Origin of the sequence: Nonomuraea harbinensis (genome assembly GCF_019396385.1) — a bacterium.
Lineage (GTDB): Bacteria > Actinomycetota > Actinomycetes > Streptosporangiales > Streptosporangiaceae > Nonomuraea > Nonomuraea ferruginea.
Genome location: NZ_JAHKRN010000001.1, coordinates 23,252 through 47,985, shown reverse-complemented (window position 1 = coordinate 47,985; position 24,734 = coordinate 23,252). Strand labels below are relative to the sequence as shown.

The following is a 24,734-nucleotide window of genomic DNA, read 5'->3' as shown; positions in this document are numbered from 1 at the left end:
CCCATTTCCCTGACATCAGGGATTTACACTGCCTTGCCGGAGACGGTGGCGTTTCTCACCTTTCAGGGGTGGCGCGGGCGCCGACCCCCGTGGCGAGTTCGCGCAGGCGGCCGCGCATGCTGTCGGGCGCGAGCGGGGCGGTGTCCCCGCCGGCGCCGTCGTGAATGCCCTCCAGCGCGGTACGGATCGCGTCCTCCGAGGTGTGCCGGGGCGTCCAGCCGAGCACCTCGCGGGCCCTGTCGACGTTCATCAGCGGGATCGCGAGCGCCAGCTCCATCAGGCCCGGCGCGGCGGGCACCAGCCGCAGGTGCCAGCCGGCCGACACGGCTGCCCTGGCCAGCGGTCCGGATACCGGCACGACGCGGGCGCCGAGCAGCTCGGCCAGCGTGCGCGGGTCGAGCACCGGCTCGGCGGCGATGTTGAAGGCCCCGCTGACCGGCTTGGTGACGGCCAGCCGGTAGGCCTCGGCCGCGTCCTCGGCGTGCAGCACCTGCAGCTTGAGCCCGGGGATGTCGGGCACGAACGGGATGCGCCCCGCCTTGACCATCCGCCGCGGCAGGAACGGCCCGGCGAACAGCCTGCGCTGCTCGGAGGCCGCCTCGCGCTTGAAGATGAACCCGGGCCGCATGCGCACCACCCGGATGCCCGGGTTGTCGTTCTCGAACACGTCGAGCACCCGCTCGACGTAGGCCTTCTCCCGTCCGTACGCGGCGCCGGGGAAGCCGTGGGTGGGCCAGCTCTCGTCCACCGGCACGTCCTTCGGCCGGGGCGAGTACGCGCCCACCGAGGACGCGTACACCAGAGCGGAGACCCCCGCCTCCGCGGCCGCCCTGAAGACCCGCGTGCTGCCGAGCACGTTGGCCCTCCAGGTGACGACGGCGTCCCTGGTCGGCTGGAACAGCCAGGCCAGGTGGACGACCACGTCGGCGCCCTCGAAGATGGGCGACAGGTCGGAGCGGACCACGTCCGCCTTGTGCCACTCGGTCGGGCCGCCGCGCGAGCCGGGCGGCCGTCTGGCCACGCCGACGACGGACGTCACGTTCTCGTCCGCCTCCAGCGCTCGCACCACACTGGTCCCGACATTCCCCGTCGCCCCCACCACCACGACTCTCATGGGCCTGTGGCTGCCCACCTCTCGCGCGGCGAAACCGCTGGAGTCACGGCTTGAGCAGGATCTTTATCGCACCGTCCCGCTTTTTCTGGAACATCTCGTACGCTTCGGGCGCCTGGTCGAGCGGCATGGTGTGCGTGGTGAGATCCATGACGCCGAGCGGATCGCCGTCGTCGGTGAGCAGCGGCATCAGCGCGCCGATCCAGCGCTTGACGTGCGCCTGGCCCATGCGCAGCGTGACGCCCTTGTCGAACATGCGCAGCATCGGCATCGGATCGGCCATGCCGCCGTAGACGCCGATCACCGAGATGGTGCCGCCGCGCCGGACGCTCTCGATGGACTGGTTGAGCGCGGCCAGCCGGTCCACGCCCGCGTGGGTCATGAGCGGCGCGGCCATCCTGTCCGGCAGGAAGCCGGTGAGCGTCTGGGCGAGCTTGCCGGCCGGCGAGCCGTGCGCCTCCATGCCGACCGCGTCGATCACGGAGTCGGTGCCGCGTCCGGACGTCAGGTCGCGGATGGCGGCGGGCACGTCGGTGACGTCGCTCGCGTCGACGGTCTCGATGCCGTGGCGGCGGGCCATCTCCAGGCGCTCGGGCACCCCGTCGACGCCGATCACCCGGTGGCCCAGGTGGCGGGCGATGCGGGCGCACATCTGGCCGATGGGGCCCAGGCCGAAGACGGCCACGGTGCCGCCGTCGGGGATGTCCGCCCAGTCGACGGCCTGCCAGGAAGTGGGCAGCACGTCCGACAGGTAGACGAACCGCTCGTCCGGCGGACCTTCGGGCACCCTGATCGGGCCGAACTGCGCCTGCGGCACCCGCAGGTACTCCGCCTGGCCGCCGGGCACCTGGCCGTAGAGCTTGGTGTAGCCGAACAGCGCGGCGCCCATGCCGTGCTCGCGGACCTGGGTGGTCTCGCACTGGGCGTAGAGCTCCAGCCCGCACATGTGGCAGTGGCCGCAGGCGATGTTGAACGGGATCACCACCCGGTCGCCCTTCTTGAGCCCGGTCACCTGGGCGCCGACCTCCTCCACGACGCCCATCGGCTCGTGACCGAGGATGTCGCCCTCCTGCAGGAACGGCCCGAGCACCTCGTACAGGTGGAGATCGGAGCCGCAGATGCCGCTGCTGGTGACCCTGATGACGGCGTCGGTCGGTTCCTTGATCTCCGGATCGGACACCTCTTCGACGCGTACGTCCCGCTTGCCGTGCCAGGTGACGGCTCTCATGGTCTGCCTCCCTCGATCGACCAGGCCCGAATACCCGGGATACGCGCCCCTAGACCCTCTGAACCGCAGGTCAAGGGACGTTCATGAGGAGGGCTTGGATATCCCTGGAAAACTCGGGTCCCTCAACCCGCTTTACACACTCCGTATTCGGTGAGTAACTACTCGTAGCACAGAGCAGCCCTGAAGGAGTCCGGCCGATGACCGTGAGCATCACCCCCGACTTGCTGGCGCCCCGCATCGACGACCGGCTGGCCGGGTTCCTCGAGGGCTGGCGGCCCCCGGTCGCCGACCCCGACGTGGCGGCGGCCTACGAGTTGCTGGTCGGCTTCATCCTCGGCGGGGGCAAGCGCATCAGGCCGCAGCTGTGCTACTGGGGCTGGCGGGGCGCCGGCGGCGAAGACTGCGACGAGATCATCAGCGCCGCCGCGGCGCTGGAGCTCTGCCACGCGGGGCTGCTGATCCATGACGACATCATGGACGGCAGCGAGTTGCGCCGCGGGCAGGCGACGATCCACAAAAGCCTCGCCCGCCTGCACGAAGGACCTGGCGCGGAGGCCTTCGGGCAGGCGGGCGGGATCCTCCTGGGCACGCTCAGCCTGTCCTGGTCGGATGCCCTGTTGTCGTCGTGCGACGTGGACCCGGTCCGGCTGCGGGCCGCGCACCGCGTCTTCGACGCCATGCGCACCGAGGTGATCAGTGGCCAGTATCTGGACATGCTGGCCCAGCTGCGCGCCGGGGCGAGCGTGGAGCAGGCGCTGACCACGATCAGGTTCAAGACGGCCAAATACACCGTCGAGCGGCCGCTGCAGATCGGCGGCGCGCTGGCCGGGGCCGAGCCGGACCTGCTGCGCGCCTACACCCGGTTCGGGGTGCCGCTCGGGGAGGCGTTCCAGCTCCGCGACGACGTGCTCGGCACGTTCGGCTCGTCGGGCGAGACCGGCAAGTCGGCGCTCGACGACCTGCGCGACGGCAAGCACACCGTGCTGGTCGCGCACGCGCTGGCGCGGGCCACGCCCCAGCAGCTCGCCTACCTCGCCGCCTGGCACGGCAACCCCGCGCTGGGCGAGGAGCAGGCGGCGGAGCTGCGCCTGATCCTGCTGGAGACGGGCGCGCTCGCCGAGGTCGAGTCGATGATCGACGCACGGGTCCGGCAGGCCGTGGAGGCGCTCGACACCGCCCCGGTCGCGCCCGACGCGCGGGCGGCGCTGACCCTGTTCGCGGCCCGGCTCGCCCACCGCGACAGCTGACCCCGGCCATGTCCAGAGCACGGCCGGGGCTGACCCCTGCCCACGAACGATTACCCAACGTACTTTTTCGTCACTCTCCGTAAATCTCTCATGATGGGTGGTGCCCGAATGACCGAGACGACCGACTCCGCCGCGGCAGGCCAGCAGCTGAGCCTCAGCACCGAGGCCGCGCGCAACCTCTCGACGACCACGAAGACCCCGCCGCAGATGCAGGAGATCACCTCACGGTGGCTGCTCAAGCTCCTGCCCTGGACGCAGACCTCCGGCGGCGTCTTCCGCGTCAACCGGCGGCTCACGTACACGCTCGGAGACGGCCGGATCACGTTCAGCACGAGCGGCGCCGAGGTGCGGGTGGTCCCCGCCGAGCTGTGCGAGCTGCCGATGCTGCGCGGTTTCGACGACATCGAGGTCCTGGAGGCGCTCGCGTACCGGTTCGCCCAGCGCGAGGTCGAGCCGGGCGACGAGATCGTCCGCGAGGGCGAGCCCGTCGACCAGCTCGTGCTGATCGCCCACGGCCGCGTCGGCAGGGTCGCCCAGGGCGCCTACGGCGACGAGCAGAACCTCGGCGTGCTGGCCGACGGCGACCATCTGGGCGACTCGATGCTCACCTCCGGCGGCACCTGGGAGTTCTCGGCCCGCGCCAGGACCGCCACCACCTTGCTGACGCTCTCCCGCGAGGACTTCCAGGCGCTGCTGGACCGCTCGCCAGGGCTGCGCGACCACCTGGAGGCGTGGCAGGCGGGCGGTGAGCGGGCGCGCAACGACCACGGCGAGGCCGCGATCGAGATGTCCTCCGGCCACAGCGGCGAGGCGACGCTGCCCGGCACGTTCGTCGACTACGAGCTGAGCCCGCGTGAGTACGAGCTGAGCGTGGCGCAGACCGTCCTGCGCGTCCACAGCCGGGTCTCCGACCTCTACAACCAGCCGATGAACCAGCTGGAGCAGCAGCTCAGGCTGACCATCGAGGCGCTGCGCGAGCGGCAGGAACACGACCTGATCAACAACCGCGACTTCGGGCTGCTGCACAACGCCGACTTCGCCCAGCGCATCCGCACCCGCACCGGCCCGCCCACCCCCGACGACCTGGACGACCTGCTGGCCAAGGTGTGGAAGGAACCGGCGTTCTTCCTGGCCCACCCGCAGGCCATCGCCGCCTTCGGCAGGGAGTGCAGCAAGCGCGGCCTCTACCCGCAGGCCGCCGAGGTGAGCGGCCACCGGGTGCCCGCCTGGCGGGGCGTCCCGATCTTCCCGTGCAACAAGATCCCGATCAGCGCGCAGCGGACCAGCTCGGTCATGCTCATGCGCACCGGGCAGGAGAACCAGGGCGTGATCGGGCTGCACCAGACCGGCATCCCCGACGAGTACCAACCGAGCCTGTCGGTCCGGTTCATGAACATCAACGAGAAGGCCGTCATCTCCTACCTGGTCAGCGCCTACTACTCGGCCGCGGTCCTGGTTCCCGACGCGCTGGCCGTGCTTGAGGACGTAGAGATCGGCCGCGAGGACTAGGTGCCCCGGTTGACCGAGCTGGAACGGCCGCTGAGCCTCGGCACGCCCGGGGCTCGCACGCTGGCCACGACGACCAAGACGGCTCCCCATACGCAGGAGAGCTCCCCCCGGTGGCTGCTGCGCGCGCTGCCGTGGGTGGAGCTCTCCGCGGGGAGCTACCGGGTGAACCGCCGGCTCACCCCCTCACCCGAGAGGCCCGACCCGCGCCCGCTGAACAGGCGCGGGGAGGTCGCGATCGACCTGGCGTCCGGCCACCGGGGGGAGCCGCGGCTGCCCGGCACGTTCCCCGACTACGATCCCAGCCCGCGCGAGTACGAACTGAGCGTCTCCCAGGCCGTGCTGCGGGTCCACACCAGGGTCGCCGACCTGTTCAGCGACACGATGGACCAGACCAAGGAGCAGCTCAGGCTCACCGTCGAGGCGGTGCGCGAGGCGCAGGAGCGCGAGCTGGTCGGCAACCCCCGGTTCGGGCTGCTGCACAGCGCCGACCCGAAGCAGCGGCTGACCCCCCGCTCGGGGCGGCCCGGCCCGTCCGACCTGGACGCGCTGCTGACCCGCCGGCGCAAGACCCGCTACATGCTGGCGCACCCGCTCGCCATCGCGGCGTTCGGCCGTGAGTGCAGCGCCACGGGCGTCTACCCCGACAGCGTCGAGGTCGACGGCAGCCGGATGACCGCCTGGCGCGGCGTGCCCATCCTGCCTTGCGACAAGATCCCGATCAGCCGGTCGGGCACCAGCTCGATCCTGGCCTTCCGCACCGGCGAGGAGGACCAGGGCGTGGTCGGGCTGCACCAGACCGGCATCCCCGACGAGCACCTGCCGGGGCTCAGCGTCCGGGCCATGGGCATCGACGAGCGGGGCATCACCACCTACCTCGTCAGCGCCTACTACTCGGTCGCCGTGCTCGTCCCCGACGCGCTCGGCGTGCTCGACGGCGTGGAGGTGTACGGGTGAGCTTCGACATGCCGGACTTCTACCTGCCGCATCCGGCGCGGCTCAACCCGCATCTGGAGGAGGCCAGGACCCACGCCAGGCAATGGGCGCGGGGCATGGGGATGCTGGAGGGCTCGGGCGTCTGGACCACCGACGACCTCGACGCCCACGACTACGCGCTGCTGTGCGCGTACACCCATCCCGACTGCGACGCCGCCGAGCTGTGCCTGGTGACCGACTGGTACGTGTGGGTGTTCTTCTTCGACGACCACTTCCTGGAGGTGTTCAAGCGGCCGGGCGACCGGGAGGGCGGCAAGGCCTACCTGGACCGGATGCCCGCGTTCATGCCGCTGGAGCAGGGGGCCGCCGTGCCCGAGCCGGGCAACCCGGTCGAGGCGGGGCTGGCCGACCTGTGGGCGCGCACGGTGCCGGGGACGTCGCCCGGGTGGCGTGCGCGGTTCGCCGAGAGCACCAAGGCGCTCCTGGACGAGTCGTTGTGGGAGCTGTCCAACATCAACGCGGGCCGGGTGCCGAACCCGGTCGAGTACATCGAGATGCGCCGCAAGGTCGGCGGGGCGCCCTGGTCGGCCGGGCTGGTCGAGCACGCCGTGGGAGCCGAGGTGCCGGACGTGATCGCCGGGTCGCGGCCGATGCGGGTGCTGCGCGACACCTTCGCCGACGGGGTCCACCTGCGCAACGACCTGTTCTCCTACCAGCGGGAGACCGGTGAGGAGGGCGAGCTGAGCAACGGGGTGCTGGTCCTGGAGACGTTCCTGGAGTGCACCACGCAGCAGGCGGCGGACGCGGTCAACGACCTGCTCACGGCACGGTTGCAGCAGTTCGAGCACACCTTCGCCACCGAGCTGGGGCCGCTGCTGGCCGAGCACCGGATCGACCCGGTCAGCTGTGGCGGCGTGCTGGCGTACGTCAAGGGGCTGCAGGACTGGCAGTCGGGCGGGCACGAGTGGCACGCCCGGTCCAGCCGCTACACCAAGGCCGCACCGGGGCCGGGGCTCGGCATGGCGTCGCTGGGGCTCCACCGGTTCCGCTCCCATCAGCACGTCCCGTACCAGCGGGTGGGGCCGGCCCGGGTGCCCGACCTCTTCATGCCGTTCACCGCGCGGCTCTCCCCGCACCTGGAGGGGGCCCGGCGCAACCTGGCCGCGTGGGCTCGCCGGATGGGCATACTCGACGTGGCCGTGTGGGACGAGGAGAAGCTCGCCGACTACGACCTGCCGCTGTGCGCGGCCGGCATCCACCCGGACGCCACGCCTGAGGAGCTGGACCTGTCGTCGGCCTGGCTGGCCTGGGGGACGTACGGCGACGACTACTTCCCGAAGGTGTTCGGGCGCAACCTGGTCGCCGCGCGGGCCGCGGTGGCCCGGCTGCCGGGGTTCATGCCGCTCGACGGCGTCACCTTCGCGACGCCCGCGAGCGCGCTGGAGCGCTCGCTGGCCGACCTGTGGCGGCGCTCGGCCGGGCCGATGAGCGAGGCGGCGCGGCGCGCGTTCCGCCGGTCCGTCGCGGACATGACCGAGAGCTGGGTGTGGGAGCTGGCCAACCAGGCGGCGCACCGCATCCCCGAACCGGTCGACTACGTCGAGATGCGGCGGCTGACGTTCGGCTCCGACCTGACGATGAGCCTGTGCCGGCTGGCCCGCGCCGACGAGATCCCTCCCGAGGTGTACGCGAGCGGGCCGCTCAAGTCGCTGGAGAACGCCGCGCAGGATTACGCCTGCCTGCTCAACGACGTGTTCTCGTACCAGAAGGAGATCGAGTTCGAGGGTGAGATCCACAACGGGGTGCTGGTGGTGCAGAGTTTCTTCGGCTGCGGCTATCCGGAGGGCCTGCGGATCGTGGTCGACCTGATGGAGTCGCGGATGCGGCAGTTCCAGCACGTGGCCGCGCACGAGCTGCCGGTGCTCCGCGCCGACCTCGGGCTGGACGAGCGGGCCGGGCAGGCGCTCGACGGCTACGTGCGGGACCTGGAGAACTGGATGTCCGGGATCCTCGTCTGGCACCGCGACTGCCGCCGTTACGACGAGGAGTCCCTGCGGCGGCACAACCGGCCCTTCCGCGGCCTGCCGTCCGGGCCGACGGGGCTGGGCACGGCGGCCCTGTCGGTCATCTAGACCAGCGGCTGCGCGCGGGCCTCATGGTGCCAGCCCATGAGGCCCATCAGCCGTCTCTGGAACGGTGTCACGTTGACCAGCCGGATCCACCGCCGGCCGGGCGGCACCGCGGGCATGACCAGCACCCGCAGGCCGGACAGGTCGACGAAGGTCAGCGCGCCGGTGTCGACGGTCAGCGGCTCGCCGCCGTGCCACGCGGATCGCAGGGTACGTTCGAGCGCCGAACTGTTGGTGACGTCGACCTCGCCCACCAGGAGGACAGCGTCCGAACCGCTCCGCGCGATGATCCGCAGCTGGGCGTCCTCGTAGAGCAGCCGCCCCATGTCATCGCTCATCATGCGCACACCCCCACTCGGTCTCAGGGGGTTGCCGGCGAGCCCTGCGGCCGAAACACCGGCCGCTGCCCACGATACACGCAATATGCCGACTTATGTAATCTTCGCCATGAAATGACCGTATTCACACCATCTCGTGAACGGGCGGGGCCGCGCCTCGACCGGCGGGCGAGCGGAGGCGCTCACGGAAAAACCAAGCCCTTTTCGGGATAGCGAATATCTCCTGCCGCTTCTTAGTGGCGATATGTCCGAGCTGATCCGCTTTTGTCGTGGGCCATTGTGGACGCATTTTCAGCTTGTCGCCATACGTGCATCCGGCCTGGTTAAAAGGCGTTTTATGCCTATAGGCCGGGAGCATTCATCAGGGGACGAGCGGTGCCGCGCCGGCGGCGAGGATCGGCGTGACCGACAAGGCAGAAGCGGTGAATATCCAGATGCGGGCAGTACGCATACTTATCGCCACGGCCATGGCGTGCGCTTTTCCCGGAACCTTGAATTCCGCCACGGCAATGGCACACGACTGTTTCGACCCGTACGCGGTCGAATGTTACGACGACCGGCCGTGGTATCCGCGGCCCGGCCGGGTGGTGGCCGACGCCGCCCTGGAAGCGATCGGGCTCCCGTACTCGTGGGGCGGAGGCGGCACGCGCGGGCCCGGCTACGGGATCGGGCGCGGCGCCAAGACCTGGGGCTTCGACTGCTCGGGACTGGCCCAGTACGCGTGGGCCAGGGTGGGCGTGACCATCAGCCGCACCTCGCAGAGGCAGTGGGAGGACGGGATCCGGATCCCCAGGGACGAGGTGCGCGCCGGCGACCTGGTCTTCTACGACAGTAACCCGCGCCGCCGCGGGCCGGAGCACGTCGGCATCGCGATCAACCGCAAGCGGATGGTCAACGCCCCGTTCACCGGCGCCACCGTACGGGTGGAACCGGTGGACAGGCCCACCTACATCGGCGCGGTCCGCCCGGGCGTGGAGCCGGACTGGTGAGGCTCAGGAGGTCCGCTGGATGCGGTCCATGGCGGCGCTGAGCCGCCGCAGGGACTCCACGCAGGCGTGGAAGCCGTCCGCGCCCAGCTCGGCGGCCAGGGTGGCGGCCAGCTCCCGGTGGCCGGGGACGATCCTGGCGACGGCCGCCCTGCCCTCATCGGTCGGGGTGAGGAGCTTGGCGCGCTTGTGCGCCGGGTTCGGCAGGTATTCGGCCAGGCCCTTCTCCACCAGCAGATCGGCGACCCGCTGCACGCCCTGGCGGGTCATGCCCATCACCCTGGCGATGCCGGCCACCGGCAGCGGCTCACGCAGCACCGCCCCGAGCACCTGCCACCAGGCGGCCGTCAGCCCGGCCGGACGGGCCAGCGACTCGGCCACCTCCAGGAACTGCCCGTTGAGCCGGAAGACCGTGAGAGCGGCGTCCGACAGCAGCTCCACCGTCTCGGGCGAGGCGCCGCTCACGCCGACATCAGCACCTCGTACGCCGAGGCGTCGCTGCGGGAGAACAGCCGGTACCACGCGTCGACGACCTCGGGCCGGTTGACGTCGAGCCGCAGGAAGATCTCGCGGGCGAAGGCCACCGGCTCGGTGGGGCCCGCCGTGATGAGGTCGCCGTCGGTGACCGCGTCCGTCTCGACGTAGCGGGCGGCGCCGGAGTAGCCCTCCTGGGCCTCCAGGTACTGCACCGCGCCGCTGGTGTGGGCGCGCCCGTCGAGCAGGCCCTCCCGTGCGAGACCGGCCGTGGCGCCGCAGATCGCGGCGACCGGGACCCCATCGGAGAGGAACGCGCGGGCGGTGCGGGCGAACGGCGTGAGGTCGTCCCCCTCGTCCCACGTGGCGGCGCCGGGCAGGATGAGCAGCGCGCTCCCCGAGGGCGAGAGCTCGTCGAGCGCCAGGTCGGGCGTGACCCGCAGGCCGCCCATGGTGGTGACGGGGTCGCGGGTGAGACCGACCATGACGATCTCGAAGCCGCTCTGGTCGCGGTGGAAGCGGCCGGTGCGCAGATGAGCCGTCGCGTGCCCGACCTCCCAGTCGGCCATGGTGTCGTAAGCCGCCACATGGATCGTTCTCTTCGCTTCACTCATGACAACATACTGTCATTTCGACAGCATGTTGTCAATCCATTTCGTGCGAGGATAGGGCCATGGCAGAGATCGTCGGGGGCGGGAGGCCGGTCAACGACGCCGAACGGCGCGTGATCGCCTTCCTGAGAGACAACGCGCCCGCCGACTGGCTCCTGCTGCACAACGTGGAGGTGCCGCGCGGCGACGACGTCTTCGAGGTCGACCTGATCGTGCTGACCCGCCACGCGCTGGTGGTCGTCGACGTCAAGGGCACCAGGGGCCGCATCGAGGTGTCCGGCTCGCGCTGGTTCCCCCCGCGCAGGGAGGCGTTCGGCTCACCGGTCACCAAGCTGCGCGGCACCGCCAAGGCGCTCAAGGGCCTGCTCGTCTCCCGGGCCACCCAGCTGGAGCGGGTCTACGTCGACAGCCTGGTGGTGCTCACCTCCCCCGACGCGCGGCTGGTCGACCCGGCCGGGCGCGACGCGGTCAACGTCACCGACCTGTCCGGCCTGATCGCGACGCTGGGCGACGTCTCCCGGGTCAGGCGCGGCTGCAGCCCCGACGTGCGCCCCTACCTGTCCGCCGTGCTCGACGCGCTCAACCAGACCGTACGCCGCAGCACCACGCCTCCTCGCTTCGGCAACTGGGAGGTCGAGGAGCAGCTCGGCGGCGACGCGCGGGTCACCGAATACCGCGCGTTCAACGCCACGCTGCCGGGCAGCGAGACCGTGCTGCTCCGGGTCTACCAGGCCGACCCGCTCGCCGACCAGGCGTCCAGGGCGGCCGAGCGGCAGCGCATCGCCAACGCCTACCAGACCCTGGCCCGCATCCCTCCCCACCCGTGCGTGGTGCGCTCGCGCGACTTCTTCGCCATCGACGACGAGAGCCGGTTCGTGCTGGTGCTGGACGACGTCCACGGCCAGGCGCTCCATCTGCGGCTGGGCAGCGGCGAGCGGCTGGGCGTGATCCAGGACATGCTGCGCGGCCTGGCCCACGCGCACGCCCACGGGGTGATCCACCGTGCGCTCACCCCGGCCAGCGTGCTGGTGACCGACGACGGCCACGCGGTGCTGACCGGGTTCGACTACGCCAAGCCGGGGCCGCGCGACTACACGGTGGTGCACGAGCTCCACAACGTGCTCGACGCCCACTACGTCGCGCCCGAGTGCCAGGAGCGTCCTGACCGGATGACCGCCGCCGCCGACGTGTACGCGGCGGGCGTGATCGCCTACCAGCTCCTGACCGGCGCGTTGCCGACCAGCGCCGACGCCTATGGGCGGGCGGACGTGCCGGAGGTGGTGCGGCGGATGATCGACCTCGTCCCGGCCAAGCGCCCCACCGCGGAGGAGTCGCTGGCCGCCCTGGAGGGCTCGGCGCGCGGTGGCGGCTCCCGCTTCAAGTGGCTCTTCCGCCGCCTGACGAACGGCTGACCTGGAGCGATCGCGGTTCAGGCGGGGAGTTCACGGCGCAGCAGGCTGGCGTGTTCGAGGTAGTCGAGGGCGAGGCCGGTGCGGCCGGCGGAGCGGTGCAGCTCGCCGAGCAGCTGGGTGGCGGAGGCCTCGCCGCTGCGGTCGCCCAGCTCGCGGAAGACCAGCAGCGACCGCTCCAGCCCCGCCGAGGCGGGGGCCAGTTCGCCGCGGTCCACCTGCAGCCCGGCCAGGCTCTGCAGCGCGTACGCCCCGCAGTGGCGGTCGCCGAGCGACTCGAAGATCTCCAGGGCGTGCCGGTGGAACGACATGGCCCGGTGCAGCGTGCCCATCTGCAGGCAGACGCAGCCTTCACGGTGCGCGTCGCCGAGGTCCTGGGCCAGCCGCATCGCCTGGCCGAGCGACTCCGACGCCTGCGCCAGGTCGCCGGCCTTGATGCAGGCCCGCCCGATGGCCTGCCGGGTGAACGCCTCGCCGTGCTGGTCGCCCGCCGCGAGGAACATGGCCAGCGCCTGCTTGAACTGGTCGAGCGAGCGGGCGTGCCGGCCGCTGAACTGGCTGACCGCGCCCAGCCCGCAGACCGAGGTGGCCTCCGCCCGCAGGTCCCCCAGCTCACGGAAGAGCCTGCGGGCACGGGTGAAGCCCTCGGCCGCCTCCTCGTACCGGTCCCGGTAGAGCGCGACCTGGGCGAGGCCGCGCAGCATCGCGGCCTCCCCGTACGTGTCGCCGGCGGCGCGGGCGGCGGCCAGCGCGACGTCGTGGGTGCGCTGCCAGGTGTCCAGGTGGCAGTGCAGGTCAAGGTACGGCACCATGGCGGCGGCAAGGCCCCAGGCGGAGGCCGCGAGACCGGCCTCGGCGGCCACGGACACCGCGCCGGCCAGCGCCTCGTGCTCGGTCTCGAACCAGGTGAGCGGGTCGGCGGTGAGCCGGTCCAGGGTCTGCTCGGGCAGCCGCCAGCGCGGCGCCCCGGCGGCGGTGAGGCTGAAGACGGTGGTGGGCAGCCTGGCCATGGCGTGCTCGGTGGTCGCCGTCCACGCGGCCAGCACCCTGGCCACGCCCTGCGGGTCGGGGCGGCGTTCGAGCGCGTGCCGGCGGATCAGGTCGGGTAACCGGTAGCGGGGCTGGCCGACGAGGTCGGTGCCGGCCACCTCCAGCAGGTTCACGTCGACGAGCAGGTCCGTCACGTCGTCGGCGCGGGGCCGGTCCAGCGCGGCGCCGACCACCCAGCCGGGCTGGGCGGGCGCGCCGAGCAGGCCGAGGGTGCCCAGCGTGCGGGCGGCCTCGGCCGGCAGGTGGCGGTAGCTGCGCTCCAGGCAGGCGCGGACCTCCTTCAGCTCGCCGAGCCTGTCGTCCTGGAGGCGTTGCCTGAGCACCGCCAGGGACCAGCCGGGCCGCCCGGCGAGCCGGGACCCGGCGCTGCGCAGCGCCAGCGGCAGCCGTGCGCAGGCGTCGACGATGGCCAGCGCGTCGGCGCGTTCGCGCGCCACCCGGTCGGCGCCCGCGATCCGGCCGAGCAGCAGCAGGGCCTCCTCCTGGGGCAGCTCGGCCAGGTCGACGTGGAGCGCGCCGGGCAGCTCGGTGATGCGGCGCCTGCTGGTCACGATCACGGAGCTGTCGTTGCCCGGCAGCAGCGGGCGCACCTGGGCGGCGTCGAGCGCGTCGTCGAGCAGCAGCAGCATCGGCCGCTCGGCGAGCAGCGAGCGCAGCAGGGCCGAGCGCTCCCGCACGGTCGGCGGCGGCGACTCCATGCCGAGCGCCCGCAGCGCCTCGGCGAGCAGGTCGCCCGGCTCCCTGCCGTCGAGGTCGAGGTAGAGCTGGCCCGCCGGGAAGCGGGTGCGCAGGGCCAGCGCGGCCCGTACCGCCAGCGCGGACTTGCCCACGCCGGGTGGCCCGGAGATCGTCGCGAGCGGGAACGGCCCGGCCAGCGCCGCCAGCTCGGCCTCGCGCCCGATGAAGTCGGGCACGTCGGGCGGGAGCTGGTGCGGCGCGGCGGGCGCCGGCTCGTCGGCGAGGATCGTCTCGTACGCGCGGCGCAGCTCGGTGCCGGGCTCCACGCCCAGCTCGTCCACCAGCCTGGCCCGCACCGAGGCGTAGGTGCGCAGCGCCTCGGCCCTCCTGCCGCCGCCGTGCAGGGCCAGCAGCAGCCTGGACCACAGGTCCTCCCGGTAGGGGTGCTCGCCCAGCAGTCCGCGCAGTTCGCTCACCGCCCCGGCGTGGTCGCCCGACGCGAGCCGCTGGCCGATCAGCTCCTCCGCGGCGCGTAAGCGTAAGCCGTGCAGGGGTTCGAGCCGGCGGTCCCACAGCGGGCTGCCCGGCAGGTCGGCGAGCGGCGCGCCGCGCCAGAGCGCGAGCGCGTCGGCGTAGCGCGCCTGGCCGGCCAGCTCCTCGAAGGCGAGCAGGTCGAGCGCGCCGCCGGGCACGTCGATCGCGTAGCCGGAGCCTTCGCCGCGCAGCCGGCTGCCGGCTTCCTCACCGGTCCCGGCCAGGTCGGACCGGAGCGAGCTGGCGTAGGTGCGCAGGTTGGCCAGGGCCGAGCGGGGCGCGCGCTCCGGCCAGAGCACCTCGACCAGGTCGTCGGCGCCGACCACGTGGTTGGCGTGCAGCAGCAGAGTGGCGAGCAGCAGGCGTGGCTTTCTGCCGGAGATCCGGACCGGCTGACCCGCCGACCGTACCTCCAGCGGTCCGAGCACATGAAAGGTGACCGTCATGACCGCATCAGCTCCTCTATGAGGCCTGACAGCTTGTTGTACCGGTTCTGGACGCTTTCTGTACGGGTTATCCCGACCCTGGGTGAGAGAGATCGCCCCCGAAAGGATCACCTGATGAAGATCAGCGGAGCAATCGTGGCCGGAGCCGCTCTCTTGATGAGCCTCGGCACGGCATCCGCGGCCGCCGCCGACAGGCAGGCGGAGACGCAGCAGGCGCAGGCGCTCGCCACCAACTTCCAGCTGCCGTTCCCCTGCGGCCAGGCGTGGACGGGCAACTCGAACGCGAGCAGCGCCCACCAGTCGTACGAGATCGACTTCAACCGGGGCGGCAGCGCCGACGCCGACCTCGGCGACACCGTGGTGGCGGCCGCGTCGGGCACCGTGGTGATCTCCTCGCACCAGGGCTCGACGAACGGCTTCGGCAACCTGGTCAAGATCGACCACGGCGGCGGCTGGTCCACCTACTACGCCCACCTGAACGCCCGCTCGGTCAGCGTGGGCCAGTCGGTGGCGCAGGGCCAGAAGATCGGCACCGTGGGCAAGACCAGCAAGCCGGGCAACAACATCAGCGCCCACCTGCACTACGAGGTCCGCCAGGGCACCAGCTACCCGTCGAACGTCCGCAAGGCCGTCTTCAACGGGGTCACCTTCGGCTACCCGAACCAGACGCTGACCTCGCGCAACTGCGGCGGCGGCAGCACCAACCCGCACACCCCGACCTCGGTCTGCGGCGCCGGCTACAGCGTGATCAACTCGGCCGCGCTGGGCACGGCGGGCACCGTCTACCTGCTCTACAACGCCTCCAACGGCAACAACTGCGTCACCACGATCAAGCACTCGTCGATCGGCACGGCCACGGCCACCAGCGCCTACCTGGAGGTCCAGGGCAGCGCCAGGAAGACCGACTCGGGCAACTTCTCCTACTACGCGGGCCCGGTCACCGCCCAGGCCGCCGGCAAGTGCGTCAAGTGGGGCGGCAAGGCGGGCTCGTCCACCCACGACAGCCCGTTCCAGCACTGCGGCAGCTGAGCCTCTCCGCCCCGCCGCGCACCCGCGGCGGGGCGGTTCCCTTCCCCATCCCTTCTCCGAAGCGGAAGTGACGTGAAGTCCAAGATCCTCATCGTGGCCGGGCTGCTGGCGCTGTCCGGCACGACGGCCGCGCACGCCTCCACCGAGACCGCCCAGAACCCCCTGGCGCAGGCGTTCGACCGCGCGGCGGCCGCCTACGACGTGCCGCGCGACCTGCTCGTGGCGCTCGCGTACGCGGAGTCCCGGCTGGACGGTCACCGGGGCGAGCCCAGCGCCAGCGGCGGCTACGGCATCATGCACCTGGTCAGCAACCCCACCGCCAAGACCCTGGAGCAGGCCGCGAAGCTGACCTCCAAGCCGGTCGCCGCGCTCAAGTCGGACGACGCGGCCAACGTGCTCGGCGGCGCGGCCGTGCTCCGGGCCGAGGCCGACGCGCTCGGGCTGAGCGCCGCCCAGCGGGACGACCTCGGCCGCTGGTATCCGGCCGTGGCCGCGTACGCCCACGCCGCGAACGACGCCACGGCCAGGATCTACGCCGACGCGGTGTACGAGACGCTCGCCGCCGGCGTGGACGCCCCGGGCGTCCAGGTGAAGCCCCGGGCCGTCCAGCCCGACCAGGGCGAGTACGCCGAGCAGCCGCGCGCCCTCGCCGCGGCCGTGGACTACCCCGGCGCGCTCTGGGTGGCCGCGAACAGCGCCAACTACGCGGTCTCCAGCCGCCCGTCGAGCGACCGCATCGACCGGATCGTGGTCCATGTCATGCAGGGCACCTACGCGGGCTCGATCTCGTGGTTCCAGAACCCGGCGGCCAAGTCGTCCTCGCACTACCTGGTGCGCTCGTCCGACGGGCAGATCACCCAGATGGTGCGGGAGAAGGACCGCGCCTTCCACGCGAAGGACTGGAACCGGCGCTCCGTCGGCATCGAGCACGAGGGGTTCGTCGACAACGCCTCGTGGTTCACCGACCAGATGTACCGGGCGTCGGCCGCGCTGACCCGCAACATCGCCGACAGGTACGGCATCCCGAAGGACCGCACGCACATCGTCGGCCACGTCGAGGTGCCCGGCAACGACCACACCGATCCCGGCCCGCACTGGGACTGGGCGAAGTACATGAGCTACGTGACCGGCGGCAGCGTCAACCCGCACACGCCCGAGAAGGTGTGCGGCAGCGGGTTCAAGGTCATCGACTCGGCCGCGCTGGGCACGGCGGGCACCGTCTACCTGCTCTACAACACGACCACGGGCAGCAACTGCGTGACCACGATCAAGCGGACCTCGCTCGGCACGGCCACCGCCACCAGCGCCTACCTGGAGGTCCAGGGCAGCGCCAGGAAGACCGACTCGGGCAACTTCTCCTACTACGCGGGCCCGGTCACCGCCCAGGCGGCCGGCAAGTGCGTCAAGTGGGGCGGCAAGGCGGGCTCGTCCACCTACGACAGCCCGTTCGAGCACTGCGGCTAGCAGTCGACGCAGTCCACCACGTCGACGACGTAGAGCAACCCCTCGGGCGGCGAGCCGAACGCGACCCTGCCGCCCACCCGCTGCCCGCGCAGCCCCTCGACCCAGCCGGCCGGCGCGCCGTCCCCGGTCAGGGTGAAGGCAGCGGGGCCGCCGGTGCGGTACGAGGAGTCCGCCAGGGTCCTCGACCGCCAGTCGACGGCCACGTACTGCACCACCACCTTCGACCCGGCCCGCACGGCCTCTCCCGAACCCCCTATGAGCGTGCGGGCCGGGTCGTCCGGCGTGAGGCCGGCGGGCGGCGAGGGCAGCGGCCGGCCGACCAGCCGGGCGTCCGGCGGGTAGCCGCCGAGGATGTCGACCACCGCGACCAGCGGCTCGCCCGGCGGCAGGTCGCCCGCGTCCAGGTCCAGGTCGGGGCCGAGCACCTGCGCGGCGGGCCCGACCAGCAGCAGCCGGCTGCCCGCCGGCCGGCCCACGACGGCCTCCCGCCAGACGCGCGGGATCGGCCGCCCGTCGAGGACGATCGCGATCGGCCGGTGGGTGCCGTACGTGCTCGCCCGGGTCTGGTTGCCCCGCCAGAGGCGGAGCTCGACGTCGGCCAGCACCACGTCGCCGGGAGCCGTCTCCCGCCCCCGGCCCGGCTCCAGCTCCGCCACCCGCGTCGTGCGGCCGGGCTTGCCGGCCGGGATGATCACCTGCGGCCTGGCGCCGAACGCGCCTTTCACCTCGGGCAGCGGCGGAGCGGCCGGGGCGGTGCCGCAGGACGTGGCGAGCACGAGCAGGGCGGGCCAGAGCAGGCGCAAGGTTCCTCCGCAGGATGGGCTTGCCCGGATACTCGCCGCGATCGGCACAAGGGATGCCCACCGGCCGACAAAGGCGCGGCACACTAAGGGGCGTGAGCAAGCCGAACCTGGCCCGCAGGGTCGCCCAGGCCGCCGAGATCGCGCTGGCCGACCACCAGTACGTGACGTTCATCGACGTGGTGACGGGGCTGCGCTGGCTCCACACGCGACACGTCGACGTCTGGCGGCAGGGCCGCGCGACCACGCTCGCCGAGCTGGCCGCGGTCGACGGCGAGCGCCTGCTCACCACGGCCGCCCTGCTGCGCGACTGGGCACGGGCCAAAGGGCTGCGCCCGATGCCGGCGCCGTACGTGTCGGGCAGCCGCGACCGCCGCCCGCTGCGCTTCACCGGGCATCCCGAGCAGGAGCCGTTCACCGTCCACTGGCTGTCGCCCGACCTGAGCGAGTCGCGGGTGCGGCGGCTCGCCGAGCGCCAGGCCAAGCCGCCCGACCTGGTCGCGGTCGAGCCGCTGGAGGCGTGGACGTGCGCCGGCTGCGCCGACACCGGCCCCTACCTGATCATGGAGGATGACCGGCCCCACTGCCTGACCTGCGCCGACCTGGATCATCTGGTGTTCCTGCCGTCGGGGAACGCGGCGCTGAGCCGCCGGGCCAAGCAGGAGAGCGGGCTGGCGGCGGTGGTCGTGCGCTTCGACCGGCGGCGCAAGGTCTACCAGCGCAGGGGCCTGCTGGTCGAGGAGGAGGCGCTGGCCAGGGCCGAGGAGCGGTGCCTGGCCGACGAGGAGGCGCGTTCGCGGCGGCGCGAGCGCGACCGGGAGCGCAGGGCCGAGCAGGACATCGTGTTCCAGGGGCGGATGGCCGGCGAGATCGCCAGGTTGTTCCCCGGCTGCCCGCCGGAGCGGGCCCGCGCCATCGCCGAGCACGCCGGTCTGCGCGGCAGCGGCCGGGTCGGCCGCACGGCGGCGGCCAGGGCGCTGGACGAGAACGCGATCACGCTGGCGGTGGTCGCGTCCATCCGTCACCATGACACGGGGTATGACGGAATGCTGATGGCGGGCGTGCCGCGGATGGAGGCCCGCGAGCGCATCAGGGACGACATCGAGCGCAAGCTGACCGAGTTCAGAGCGGGGCCGCGATGAGCGACTGGCACGACGTGCGGGAGGAGCTGCGCGCGTTCGCGCTCGGCCTGCCCGAGGCGTGGGAGGACCACCCGTGGGGCGACACCGTCGTCAAGGTCGGGAAGAAGATCTTCCTGTTTCTCGGCGTCGAGGAGCCCACCGAAAAGTGGCGCCCCACGTTCGGGGTGAAGCTGAGCTCGGAGGCCCACGGCCACGCGCTCACCGTCGAGGGGGCGGCGCCCAGCGGCTACGGGCTCGGCAAGGCCGGATGGGTGACGGTGCCGCTGGAGTCGCCGCTGCCGCCGTCGGAGGTGCTGCTCGACTGGGTCGAGGAGAGCTACCGGGCCGTCGCGACCAAGCGGGCGGTCAAGGAGCTCGACGGCCGGGTCACGTGACGGCGAGCCGCCTGGCGTACTTCTCGTCCCGCCACAGCTCCTTGTCCAGCACCTCCAGCAGGGTCCGCGCCGCGTCGTACACGTCCACGTAGCGGAGGTAGAGCGGCGCCAGCCCGAACCGCAGGATGTCGGGCGCGCGGAAGTCGCCGTGCACGCCCCGGTCGATGAGCGCCCGCATCACCGGATAGCCGTCGGGGTGACGGAAGGCGACGTGGCTGCCGCGCCGCTCGGGGTCGGCGGGCGAGGCCGGTTCCAGCGCGTCGCCGACCAGCCCGGCGAAGAGCTCGCCGAGTGCCACGCTCTTGGCGCGCAGCAGGTGCAGCGGCACCCGCTCCCACACGTCCAGCGCCGCGTCCAGGGCGGCGAACGACAGCACGTGCGGGGTGCTCACCGCGAACCGCCTGATCCCCTGCGCCGGCCGGTAGCCGGCCTCGAACGCGAACGGGTCGGCGTGGCCGTACCAGCCCGACAGCACGTTCACGGCATCGGCCTGGTGGCGCGGGTTCACGTACAGGAAGGCGGGCGACCCCGGCCCGCCGTTGAGGTACTTGTACGTGCACCCGACCGCGAAGTCGGCGGCCGACACGTCCACGGGCATGGCGCCGACGCTGTGGCAGACGTCCCAGATCATCAGCGCCCCCGCGGCCTGCACGCGGGCGGTCACCTCGGGCACGTCCTGGCGCTCGCCGGTGCGGTAGTCGACCTCCGACAGCAGCACCGCCGCCACGTCGTCGAACCGGCCCTCGGACACGTCGCGCACCTCGTACCCGAGCGACTCCGCCAGCCCCTGGACCATGTAGTGGTCGGTCGGGAAGTTGCGCGCGTCGGAGACGACGACCTTCCTGCCCGGGCGCAGCCGCGCCGCCGCCGAGACCGCCTGGTGGATCGCGATCGAGGTCGTGTTGCCCACCACGACCTGGCCGGGCCCGGCCCCGATGAGGGGCGCGATCCGGTCGCCCAGGGTCAGCGGCTGGTCGTACCAGCCCGCGCTGTTCCAGCCGCCGACGAGCTGACCGCCCCACTCGTCCTCCACCGCCCTGCGGAGCCGTTCGGGGGCGTGGCGCGGCAGCGCGCCGAGCGAGTTGCCCACGAGGTAGATGACGCCTTCGGGGAGCACGAACTCTTCCCTGAACTCCCGCAGCGGGTCCTCGGCGTCCAGGGCGAGGCAGCGGTCGCGATCCAGCAACTGGTCACTCCTTCGGGGGAACGGTAGCGATAACCCGATTTGTACCATTTTGGTACTGCCGGGCGTACCAGTTCTGCACCGGGTCGTGTGTTGCCGGGTCCAGCCGCAGCGGCCCCCGCGGGCTGGGTAACTCGCCGACCCCGCCCAGCTCGGCCGTCAGGTCACCGCCCCGGGCCGCGGCCCGGTCGACCAGCGACATGGCGTCCCAGCTCTGCACCGCCACCACCGAGGGGTTCCGGCCGGTCCGCGTCTGCCACTTCGCCACGAACGCGGTGTTCTCCGGGTTCTCCAGCCCCGGCGCGTACAGCCCGACGCTGACGATGCCCTCCGCGTCCGCCCCGACGGCCGCCAGCACGTCCTCGTCCGTGAGGTTCTGGCAGGTCAGCAGGTCGATCCTGGTGTCGTAGCCGAGCTGCCTGAACGCCTTGGCGAAGGCGACCGCCTCGCCCCCCGCGTAGAACGCGTACAGCAGCTCCGCCTCCGCCGGGATCCGCGCCAGGTAGGGCGCCAGGTCCGGCGTCCTGCCGTACGGGGTGAGAACGCGTTCCAGCTTGCCGGCTCCGTACCCCTCCTCGAAGCCGTCCAGGGTCTCGACGCCGGCCGAGTAGTCGGAGGCCATCAGCACGGCGGGGCGGCGGCCGTGGGCCTGGGCGGCGTAGCGGCCCGCGGCGTGCCCGTGGGCGTGGTTGGTGAACGACACCCGGAACACGCCGGGCCCGCCCAGGTCGTCGGCCCCCGCGTTGGCCACCACGACGGGAGTCCGCCCCGCCTCGGCCACCACCGCCTCGGCCACCGGCGAGGCCAGCAGGCCGGTGATCACGTCCACCCGGTCGCGCTCGATGAGCTCCCTGGCGGCCCGCCTGCCCTGCTCGGCGGTGCCGCCGTCGTCGGCGACGACCAGCCTGGCGGGCCTGCCGCCCAGCTCGCCGCCGTGCTCCTCCAGGTAGAGGCGCATGGCGCGTTCCATCTCGTCCCCGAGCGGGGCGTAGACGCCGGTCTGGGAGATGATCGCCCCCACCCGGACCTCGCCGTCCTCGTGCCGCGGCGGCTGCGGCGCGGCGCCGCCGCAGCCTGCCGCCATCAGCACCACCAGCCCGACGACGGGCGGTAACCGCATGGTGAGCTCCCCTCAGCAGCCCAGGAACACCTCGGCGTTGCGGCGCATCAGCTTGGCCCGCGCCCCGTCGGTGAGGAACCCGGCGGTCCTGACCAGCTCGCCCGCGGGCGACTCGCCCAGCGGGTACGGGTAGTCGGAGCCGAGCATGACGTGGTCCTCGCCGAAGGTGTCGACCAGCAGGCGCAGCGCCCGCTCGTCGAAGACGACCGAATCGACGCCGAACCGGCCGAGATAGGCGGACGGCGGCTTCTCCGAGACGCCGACCACGTCCTTCCTGCGGTGCCAGGCGTTCTCCAACCGGCCGAGCCAGAAGGCGAACGACCCGCCGCCGTGGGCGAAGCAGATGCGCAGGGTGTCGGGGACGCGGTCGAACACGCCGCCGAGGATCATCGCCAGGATCGACAGATGGGTCTCGGCAGGCATGCCCACCAGCCACCGCGCCATCCACCGGTCGAGCCGGGGCCCCGACGGCATGTCCCACGGGTGCACGAACACCGGGACGCCCCGGTCGGCGCAGTGGGCCAGGAACCGTACGATCCCGTCGTCGTCCAGGTCGCGGTCGCCGGCGTGGTTGCCGATCTCGACCCCCCGGTGCCCGTTGGCGAGACACCGGTCCAGCTCCTCGCAGGCCAGGTCGGGATCCTGCAGCGGCACCTGGCAGAACGGGATCAGCCGGTCGCCGTCGCAGATCTCCAGCGCCAGGTCGTTGAAGACCCTGGCGATCCGCACGCCCTCGGCGGGCGGCCGGTCGTAACCGAAGAACACCGGCGTCGGCGAGACCACCTGCCGGTCCACCCCGTCGGCGTCCATCGACTCCAGCCGCACCCGGGGGTCCCAGCACTCGTGACGGATCCGGCGGAACTCCGCGCCGCCGACGAGTATGACCGCCTCCCGCTCGGACTCCACCCGCAGGCTGGGCGCCCCCGGCCAGCCCAGGTCGGGCCAGCCCCTGGGCACGTAGTGGGTGTGGACGTCAGTGACCATTCAGCCCTTGCCCGGATGGAGCGCGCCGCAGCCCGCGCAGGTGCGCGCCTTCTCGTCGGCGTAGAACGCGTTGAACACCGGCGGCAGGTCGGCGACGATGTCGCGTACCTGCAGCTCGACCTCGTGGACCAGCGAGCCGCACTGCTCGCAGTACCACTGGAACCTCTCCAGCGTGCCCTCCGGCCGGATCCTCTCCACCACCAGCCCGACCGACCCCTCCTCGGGCCGCTGCGGGGAGTGCGGCATGGACGGGGGCAGCAGCCACATCTGCCCCTCCCTGATGTGCACGGTCTCCGGCCCCCTGTCGGTGATCACGTTGACGTGCATGTTGCCGCGGACCTGGTAGAAGAGCTCCTCGTACGGGTCGACGTGGTAGTCGGTGCGGGAGTTGGGCCCGCCGACCACCATGACGATGAAGTCCTCGGCGCCCTCGAAGACCACCTTGTTGCCGACCGGGGGCTTGAGCAGGTGGGCGTGCTCGTCGATCCACTTCGTGAAGTCGATCGGGGGGATCATGATCTCTCCAGGGGGTGATAGGCGACGGCCTGCATCTCGATCAGCAGGTGCGGGTGCGGGAGCTGGTGGACGGCCACGGTGGTGCGGGTGGGCCCCTCCTCGTCGAAGAACTCGGCGTAGACCTCGTTGTAGCCCTTGTAGTCGTTCATGTTCACCAGGTAGGCGGTGATCTGGACGAGGTCGGCCAGCGAGCCGCCCGCGGCTTTGAGTATGTCGCCGACGTTCTCGATGACGGCTCTGGTCTGGGCGCGGATGTCGAGGTCGGTGACGCCCAGCTCGTCGGCCTCGGCGCCGACGAAGGTGTTGTCCGGCCTTCTGGAGCTGGTGCCCGAGACGTACAGGAAGTCGCCGGCCCGGCGCACGTGCGGGAACCGGCCGCGCGGCGTCGCCTTGCCCTCGACCCGCAGCGCCCGGCCGCGATCGCGTGTCACGGGGAGAACACCGCCCGGACGGAGCCCAGCCCGTCGACGTGGGCCTCGAACACGTCGCCCGGCTCGGCCGGGACCACCGGCCCGAGCGCCCCGGTCAGCACCACGTCACCGGCGCGGAGCGGGAAGGCGGTGCGGCCCAGCGCGCCGGCGAGCCACACGGCGGCGTTGAGCGGGTGGCCCATGCAGGCCTCGCCCGAGCCGGTGGAGACCTCCGCGTCCGCGCGGGTCATCCGCATCCCGGCCGACCGCAGGTCGGAGCCCATCAGCGAGGTGGGCGTGTTGCCGAGCACGAAGGCGCCGGCGGAGGCGTTGTCGGCGATGGTGTCAGGGAGCGTGATGTCCCAGTCGGCGATGCGGGAGTCGGCGATCTCGATGGCCGGCAGCACGAAGTCGACCGCCCTGATCACCTCGGCCACCGTGAACGGCCCGCCCACCAGGTCGGCGCCCATCACGAAGGCGATCTCCGCCTCGACCTTGGGCTGCAGGAAGCGCGTGATGGGGATAGGAAGCCCATCGGAATACGACATATCCGCAAAAAGCATGCCGTAGTCCGGCTGGTCGATGCCGAGCTTCTCCCGCAACGGCACGTTCGTCATGCCGATCTTGCGGCCGACCAGCCGTCGCCCCTCGTCCAGGGCCCGCCGGGTGTTGATCTCCTGGACGGCGTACGCCTCCTGCGCGGTGCCGACCAGGTCGCGCACCGGCTCGCACGATTTACCCGACCGCGCGGCCTCCGCCAACCGGTCGGCCGCGTGGCTTCGCCCGTCGACCGCCTGCGACCATTCATCGTGCATCGGGTCACTCCCGCTCGATCGTGATCGTGTCTCTTAGCATCGTCTCTCGCCGCGCCGACGCGCGCCATGCCGCTCACGCTTCCCCGGCCGGGACCTGTCCTGAGGGTCATCTTCCCGTAGCCGTCGCCTGCGGACATCATGGTCCGGTGGCGCGCACGTGGGAATTATGGGGAAACGTCATTATTGCTGGTACTTTTGCCCTTCCCCTCGCTGC

Annotated in this window: 24 protein-coding genes; 10 read left to right on the top strand and 14 right to left on the bottom strand. The window is 72.1% G+C overall.

Annotation, left to right across the window (positions count from 1 at the left end):
* Positions 1-55 precede the first annotated feature (55 nt).
* Positions 56-1,114 carry an NAD-dependent epimerase/dehydratase family protein gene (locus tag KME79_RS00260; RefSeq protein ID WP_219542785.1) on the bottom strand — a complete coding sequence of 353 codons (1,059 nt, stop codon included), beginning with the start codon at positions 1,112-1,114 and terminating at the stop codon, positions 56-58.
* Between the two features lie 43 nt (positions 1,115-1,157).
* Positions 1,158-2,339: a zinc-dependent alcohol dehydrogenase gene (locus tag KME79_RS00255; RefSeq protein WP_219542784.1), complete on the bottom strand. Its 1,182-nt coding sequence runs from the start codon at positions 2,337-2,339 to the stop codon at positions 1,158-1,160.
* A 197-nt stretch (positions 2,340-2,536) separates the two neighbouring features.
* Here KME79_RS00255 and KME79_RS00250 point away from each other — a divergent pair, with 197 nt between their 5' ends.
* From KME79_RS00250 to KME79_RS00235, 4 genes are all read left to right on the top strand, one after another.
* A complete protein-coding gene (locus tag KME79_RS00250; protein WP_219542783.1) occupies positions 2,537-3,586 on the top strand; it encodes a polyprenyl synthetase family protein in 1,050 nt (349 codons plus the stop codon).
* A gap of 108 nt (positions 3,587-3,694) precedes the next feature.
* The gene (locus tag KME79_RS00245; protein WP_219542782.1) at positions 3,695-5,095 is read left to right on the top strand and encodes a family 2B encapsulin nanocompartment shell protein; all 1,401 of its coding nucleotides are present in this window, start codon (positions 3,695-3,697) and stop codon (positions 5,093-5,095) included.
* Positions 5,096-5,104: 9 nt separating this feature from the next.
* Positions 5,105-6,049, top strand: a complete 945-nt coding sequence (locus KME79_RS00240; RefSeq protein ID WP_219542781.1) for a family 2B encapsulin nanocompartment shell protein — start codon at positions 5,105-5,107, stop codon at positions 6,047-6,049.
* On the top strand, positions 6,046-8,160 hold the full coding sequence (locus KME79_RS00235; RefSeq protein WP_308248721.1) for a terpene synthase family protein: 2,115 nt from the start codon (positions 6,046-6,048) through the stop codon (positions 8,158-8,160). Before KME79_RS00240 ends, KME79_RS00235 begins: the two co-directional genes overlap by 4 nt.
* On the opposite strand, the gene KME79_RS00230 is transcribed toward KME79_RS00235, so the two are convergent.
* Both KME79_RS00230 and KME79_RS00225 read right to left on the bottom strand, forming a co-directional pair.
* Positions 8,157-8,498, bottom strand: a complete 342-nt coding sequence (locus KME79_RS00230; RefSeq protein ID WP_219542780.1) for an STAS domain-containing protein — start codon at positions 8,496-8,498, stop codon at positions 8,157-8,159. The genes KME79_RS00235 and KME79_RS00230 overlap by 4 nt on opposite strands.
* 358 nt (positions 8,499-8,856) lie before the next feature.
* Entirely contained in the window at positions 8,857-9,000 is a 144-nt protein-coding gene (locus tag KME79_RS00225; RefSeq protein WP_219542779.1) for a hypothetical protein, read from the bottom strand.
* Between the two features lie 4 nt (positions 9,001-9,004).
* On the opposite strand from KME79_RS00225, the gene KME79_RS00220 reads away from it, so the two are divergent.
* Positions 9,005-9,484 carry a C40 family peptidase gene (locus KME79_RS00220; RefSeq protein WP_219542778.1) on the top strand — a complete coding sequence of 160 codons (480 nt, stop codon included), beginning with the start codon at positions 9,005-9,007 and terminating at the stop codon, positions 9,482-9,484.
* Positions 9,485-9,487: 3 nt separating this feature from the next.
* On the opposite strand, the gene KME79_RS00215 is transcribed toward KME79_RS00220, so the two are convergent.
* Both KME79_RS00215 and KME79_RS00210 read right to left on the bottom strand, forming a co-directional pair.
* Positions 9,488-9,946 carry a MarR family winged helix-turn-helix transcriptional regulator gene (locus KME79_RS00215; protein WP_219542777.1) on the bottom strand — a complete coding sequence of 153 codons (459 nt, stop codon included), beginning with the start codon at positions 9,944-9,946 and terminating at the stop codon, positions 9,488-9,490.
* Positions 9,943-10,569, bottom strand: a complete 627-nt coding sequence (locus KME79_RS00210; RefSeq protein ID WP_219542776.1) for a type 1 glutamine amidotransferase family protein — start codon at positions 10,567-10,569, stop codon at positions 9,943-9,945. Before KME79_RS00210 ends, KME79_RS00215 begins: the two co-directional genes overlap by 4 nt.
* A 59-nt stretch (positions 10,570-10,628) precedes the next feature.
* Between KME79_RS00210 and mads6 the strand changes: the two genes are divergently transcribed.
* Positions 10,629-11,978 carry a methylation-associated defense system protein kinase MAD6 gene (gene mads6, locus KME79_RS00205; RefSeq protein ID WP_219542775.1) on the top strand — a complete coding sequence of 450 codons (1,350 nt, stop codon included), beginning with the start codon at positions 10,629-10,631 and terminating at the stop codon, positions 11,976-11,978.
* Positions 11,979-11,995: 17 nt separating this feature from the next.
* Here the strand turns inward: mads6 and KME79_RS00200 are convergent, their stop codons facing one another.
* Entirely contained in the window at positions 11,996-14,683 is a 2,688-nt protein-coding gene (locus KME79_RS00200; RefSeq protein ID WP_219542774.1) for an AfsR/SARP family transcriptional regulator, read from the bottom strand.
* Between the two features lie 114 nt (positions 14,684-14,797).
* Between KME79_RS00200 and KME79_RS00195 the strand changes: the two genes are divergently transcribed.
* Positions 14,798-15,712 carry a M23 family metallopeptidase gene (locus KME79_RS00195; protein ID WP_219542773.1) on the top strand — a complete coding sequence of 305 codons (915 nt, stop codon included), beginning with the start codon at positions 14,798-14,800 and terminating at the stop codon, positions 15,710-15,712.
* Positions 15,713-15,784: 72 nt separating this feature from the next.
* Positions 15,785-17,176, top strand: coding sequence for an N-acetylmuramoyl-L-alanine amidase (locus KME79_RS00190; protein ID WP_219542772.1), 1,392 nt, complete (start codon positions 15,785-15,787; stop codon positions 17,174-17,176).
* On the opposite strand, the gene KME79_RS00185 is transcribed toward KME79_RS00190, so the two are convergent.
* A complete protein-coding gene (locus tag KME79_RS00185) occupies positions 17,173-17,979 on the bottom strand; it encodes an FKBP-type peptidyl-prolyl cis-trans isomerase (protein WP_219542771.1) in 807 nt (268 codons plus the stop codon). The two genes, KME79_RS00190 and KME79_RS00185, sit on opposite strands and share 4 nt — an antisense overlap.
* Positions 17,980-18,071: 92 nt before the next feature.
* Between KME79_RS00185 and KME79_RS00180 the strand changes: the two genes are divergently transcribed.
* Positions 18,072-19,118 carry a DUF2293 domain-containing protein gene (locus KME79_RS00180; protein WP_308248720.1) on the top strand — a complete coding sequence of 349 codons (1,047 nt, stop codon included), beginning with the start codon at positions 18,072-18,074 and terminating at the stop codon, positions 19,116-19,118.
* Positions 19,115-19,492 (top strand): MmcQ/YjbR family DNA-binding protein, encoded by a 378-nt coding sequence (locus KME79_RS00175; RefSeq protein ID WP_219542769.1) that lies wholly within the window; start codon positions 19,115-19,117, stop codon positions 19,490-19,492. Before KME79_RS00180 ends, KME79_RS00175 begins: the two co-directional genes overlap by 4 nt.
* Here the strand turns inward: KME79_RS00175 and kynU are convergent.
* Genes kynU through KME79_RS00145 form a run of 6 tightly spaced genes read right to left on the bottom strand, consistent with a single transcriptional unit; the run spans position 19,485 to position 24,520 of the window.
* A complete protein-coding gene (gene kynU / locus KME79_RS00170) occupies positions 19,485-20,726 on the bottom strand; it encodes a kynureninase (RefSeq protein WP_219542768.1) in 1,242 nt (413 codons plus the stop codon). The genes KME79_RS00175 and kynU overlap by 8 nt on opposite strands.
* Positions 20,683-21,795: an ABC transporter substrate-binding protein gene (locus KME79_RS00165; RefSeq protein WP_219542767.1), complete on the bottom strand. Its 1,113-nt coding sequence runs from the start codon at positions 21,793-21,795 to the stop codon at positions 20,683-20,685. The genes kynU and KME79_RS00165 overlap by 44 nt, the downstream gene beginning before the upstream one ends.
* Positions 21,796-21,807: 12 nt before the next feature.
* On the bottom strand, positions 21,808-22,779 hold the full coding sequence (locus tag KME79_RS00160) for an amidohydrolase family protein (RefSeq protein ID WP_219542766.1): 972 nt from the start codon (positions 22,777-22,779) through the stop codon (positions 21,808-21,810).
* Positions 22,780-23,295 carry a 3-hydroxyanthranilate 3,4-dioxygenase gene (locus tag KME79_RS00155; RefSeq protein WP_148035580.1) on the bottom strand — a complete coding sequence of 172 codons (516 nt, stop codon included), beginning with the start codon at positions 23,293-23,295 and terminating at the stop codon, positions 22,780-22,782. It lies immediately after the preceding gene.
* Positions 23,292-23,726 carry a RidA family protein gene (locus KME79_RS00150; RefSeq protein WP_148035581.1) on the bottom strand — a complete coding sequence of 145 codons (435 nt, stop codon included), beginning with the start codon at positions 23,724-23,726 and terminating at the stop codon, positions 23,292-23,294. Before KME79_RS00150 ends, KME79_RS00155 begins: the two co-directional genes overlap by 4 nt.
* Positions 23,723-24,520: a 2-keto-4-pentenoate hydratase gene (locus tag KME79_RS00145; RefSeq protein ID WP_219542765.1), complete on the bottom strand. Its 798-nt coding sequence runs from the start codon at positions 24,518-24,520 to the stop codon at positions 23,723-23,725. The genes KME79_RS00150 and KME79_RS00145 overlap by 4 nt, the downstream gene beginning before the upstream one ends.
* Between the last annotated feature and the right edge of the window lie 214 nt (positions 24,521-24,734).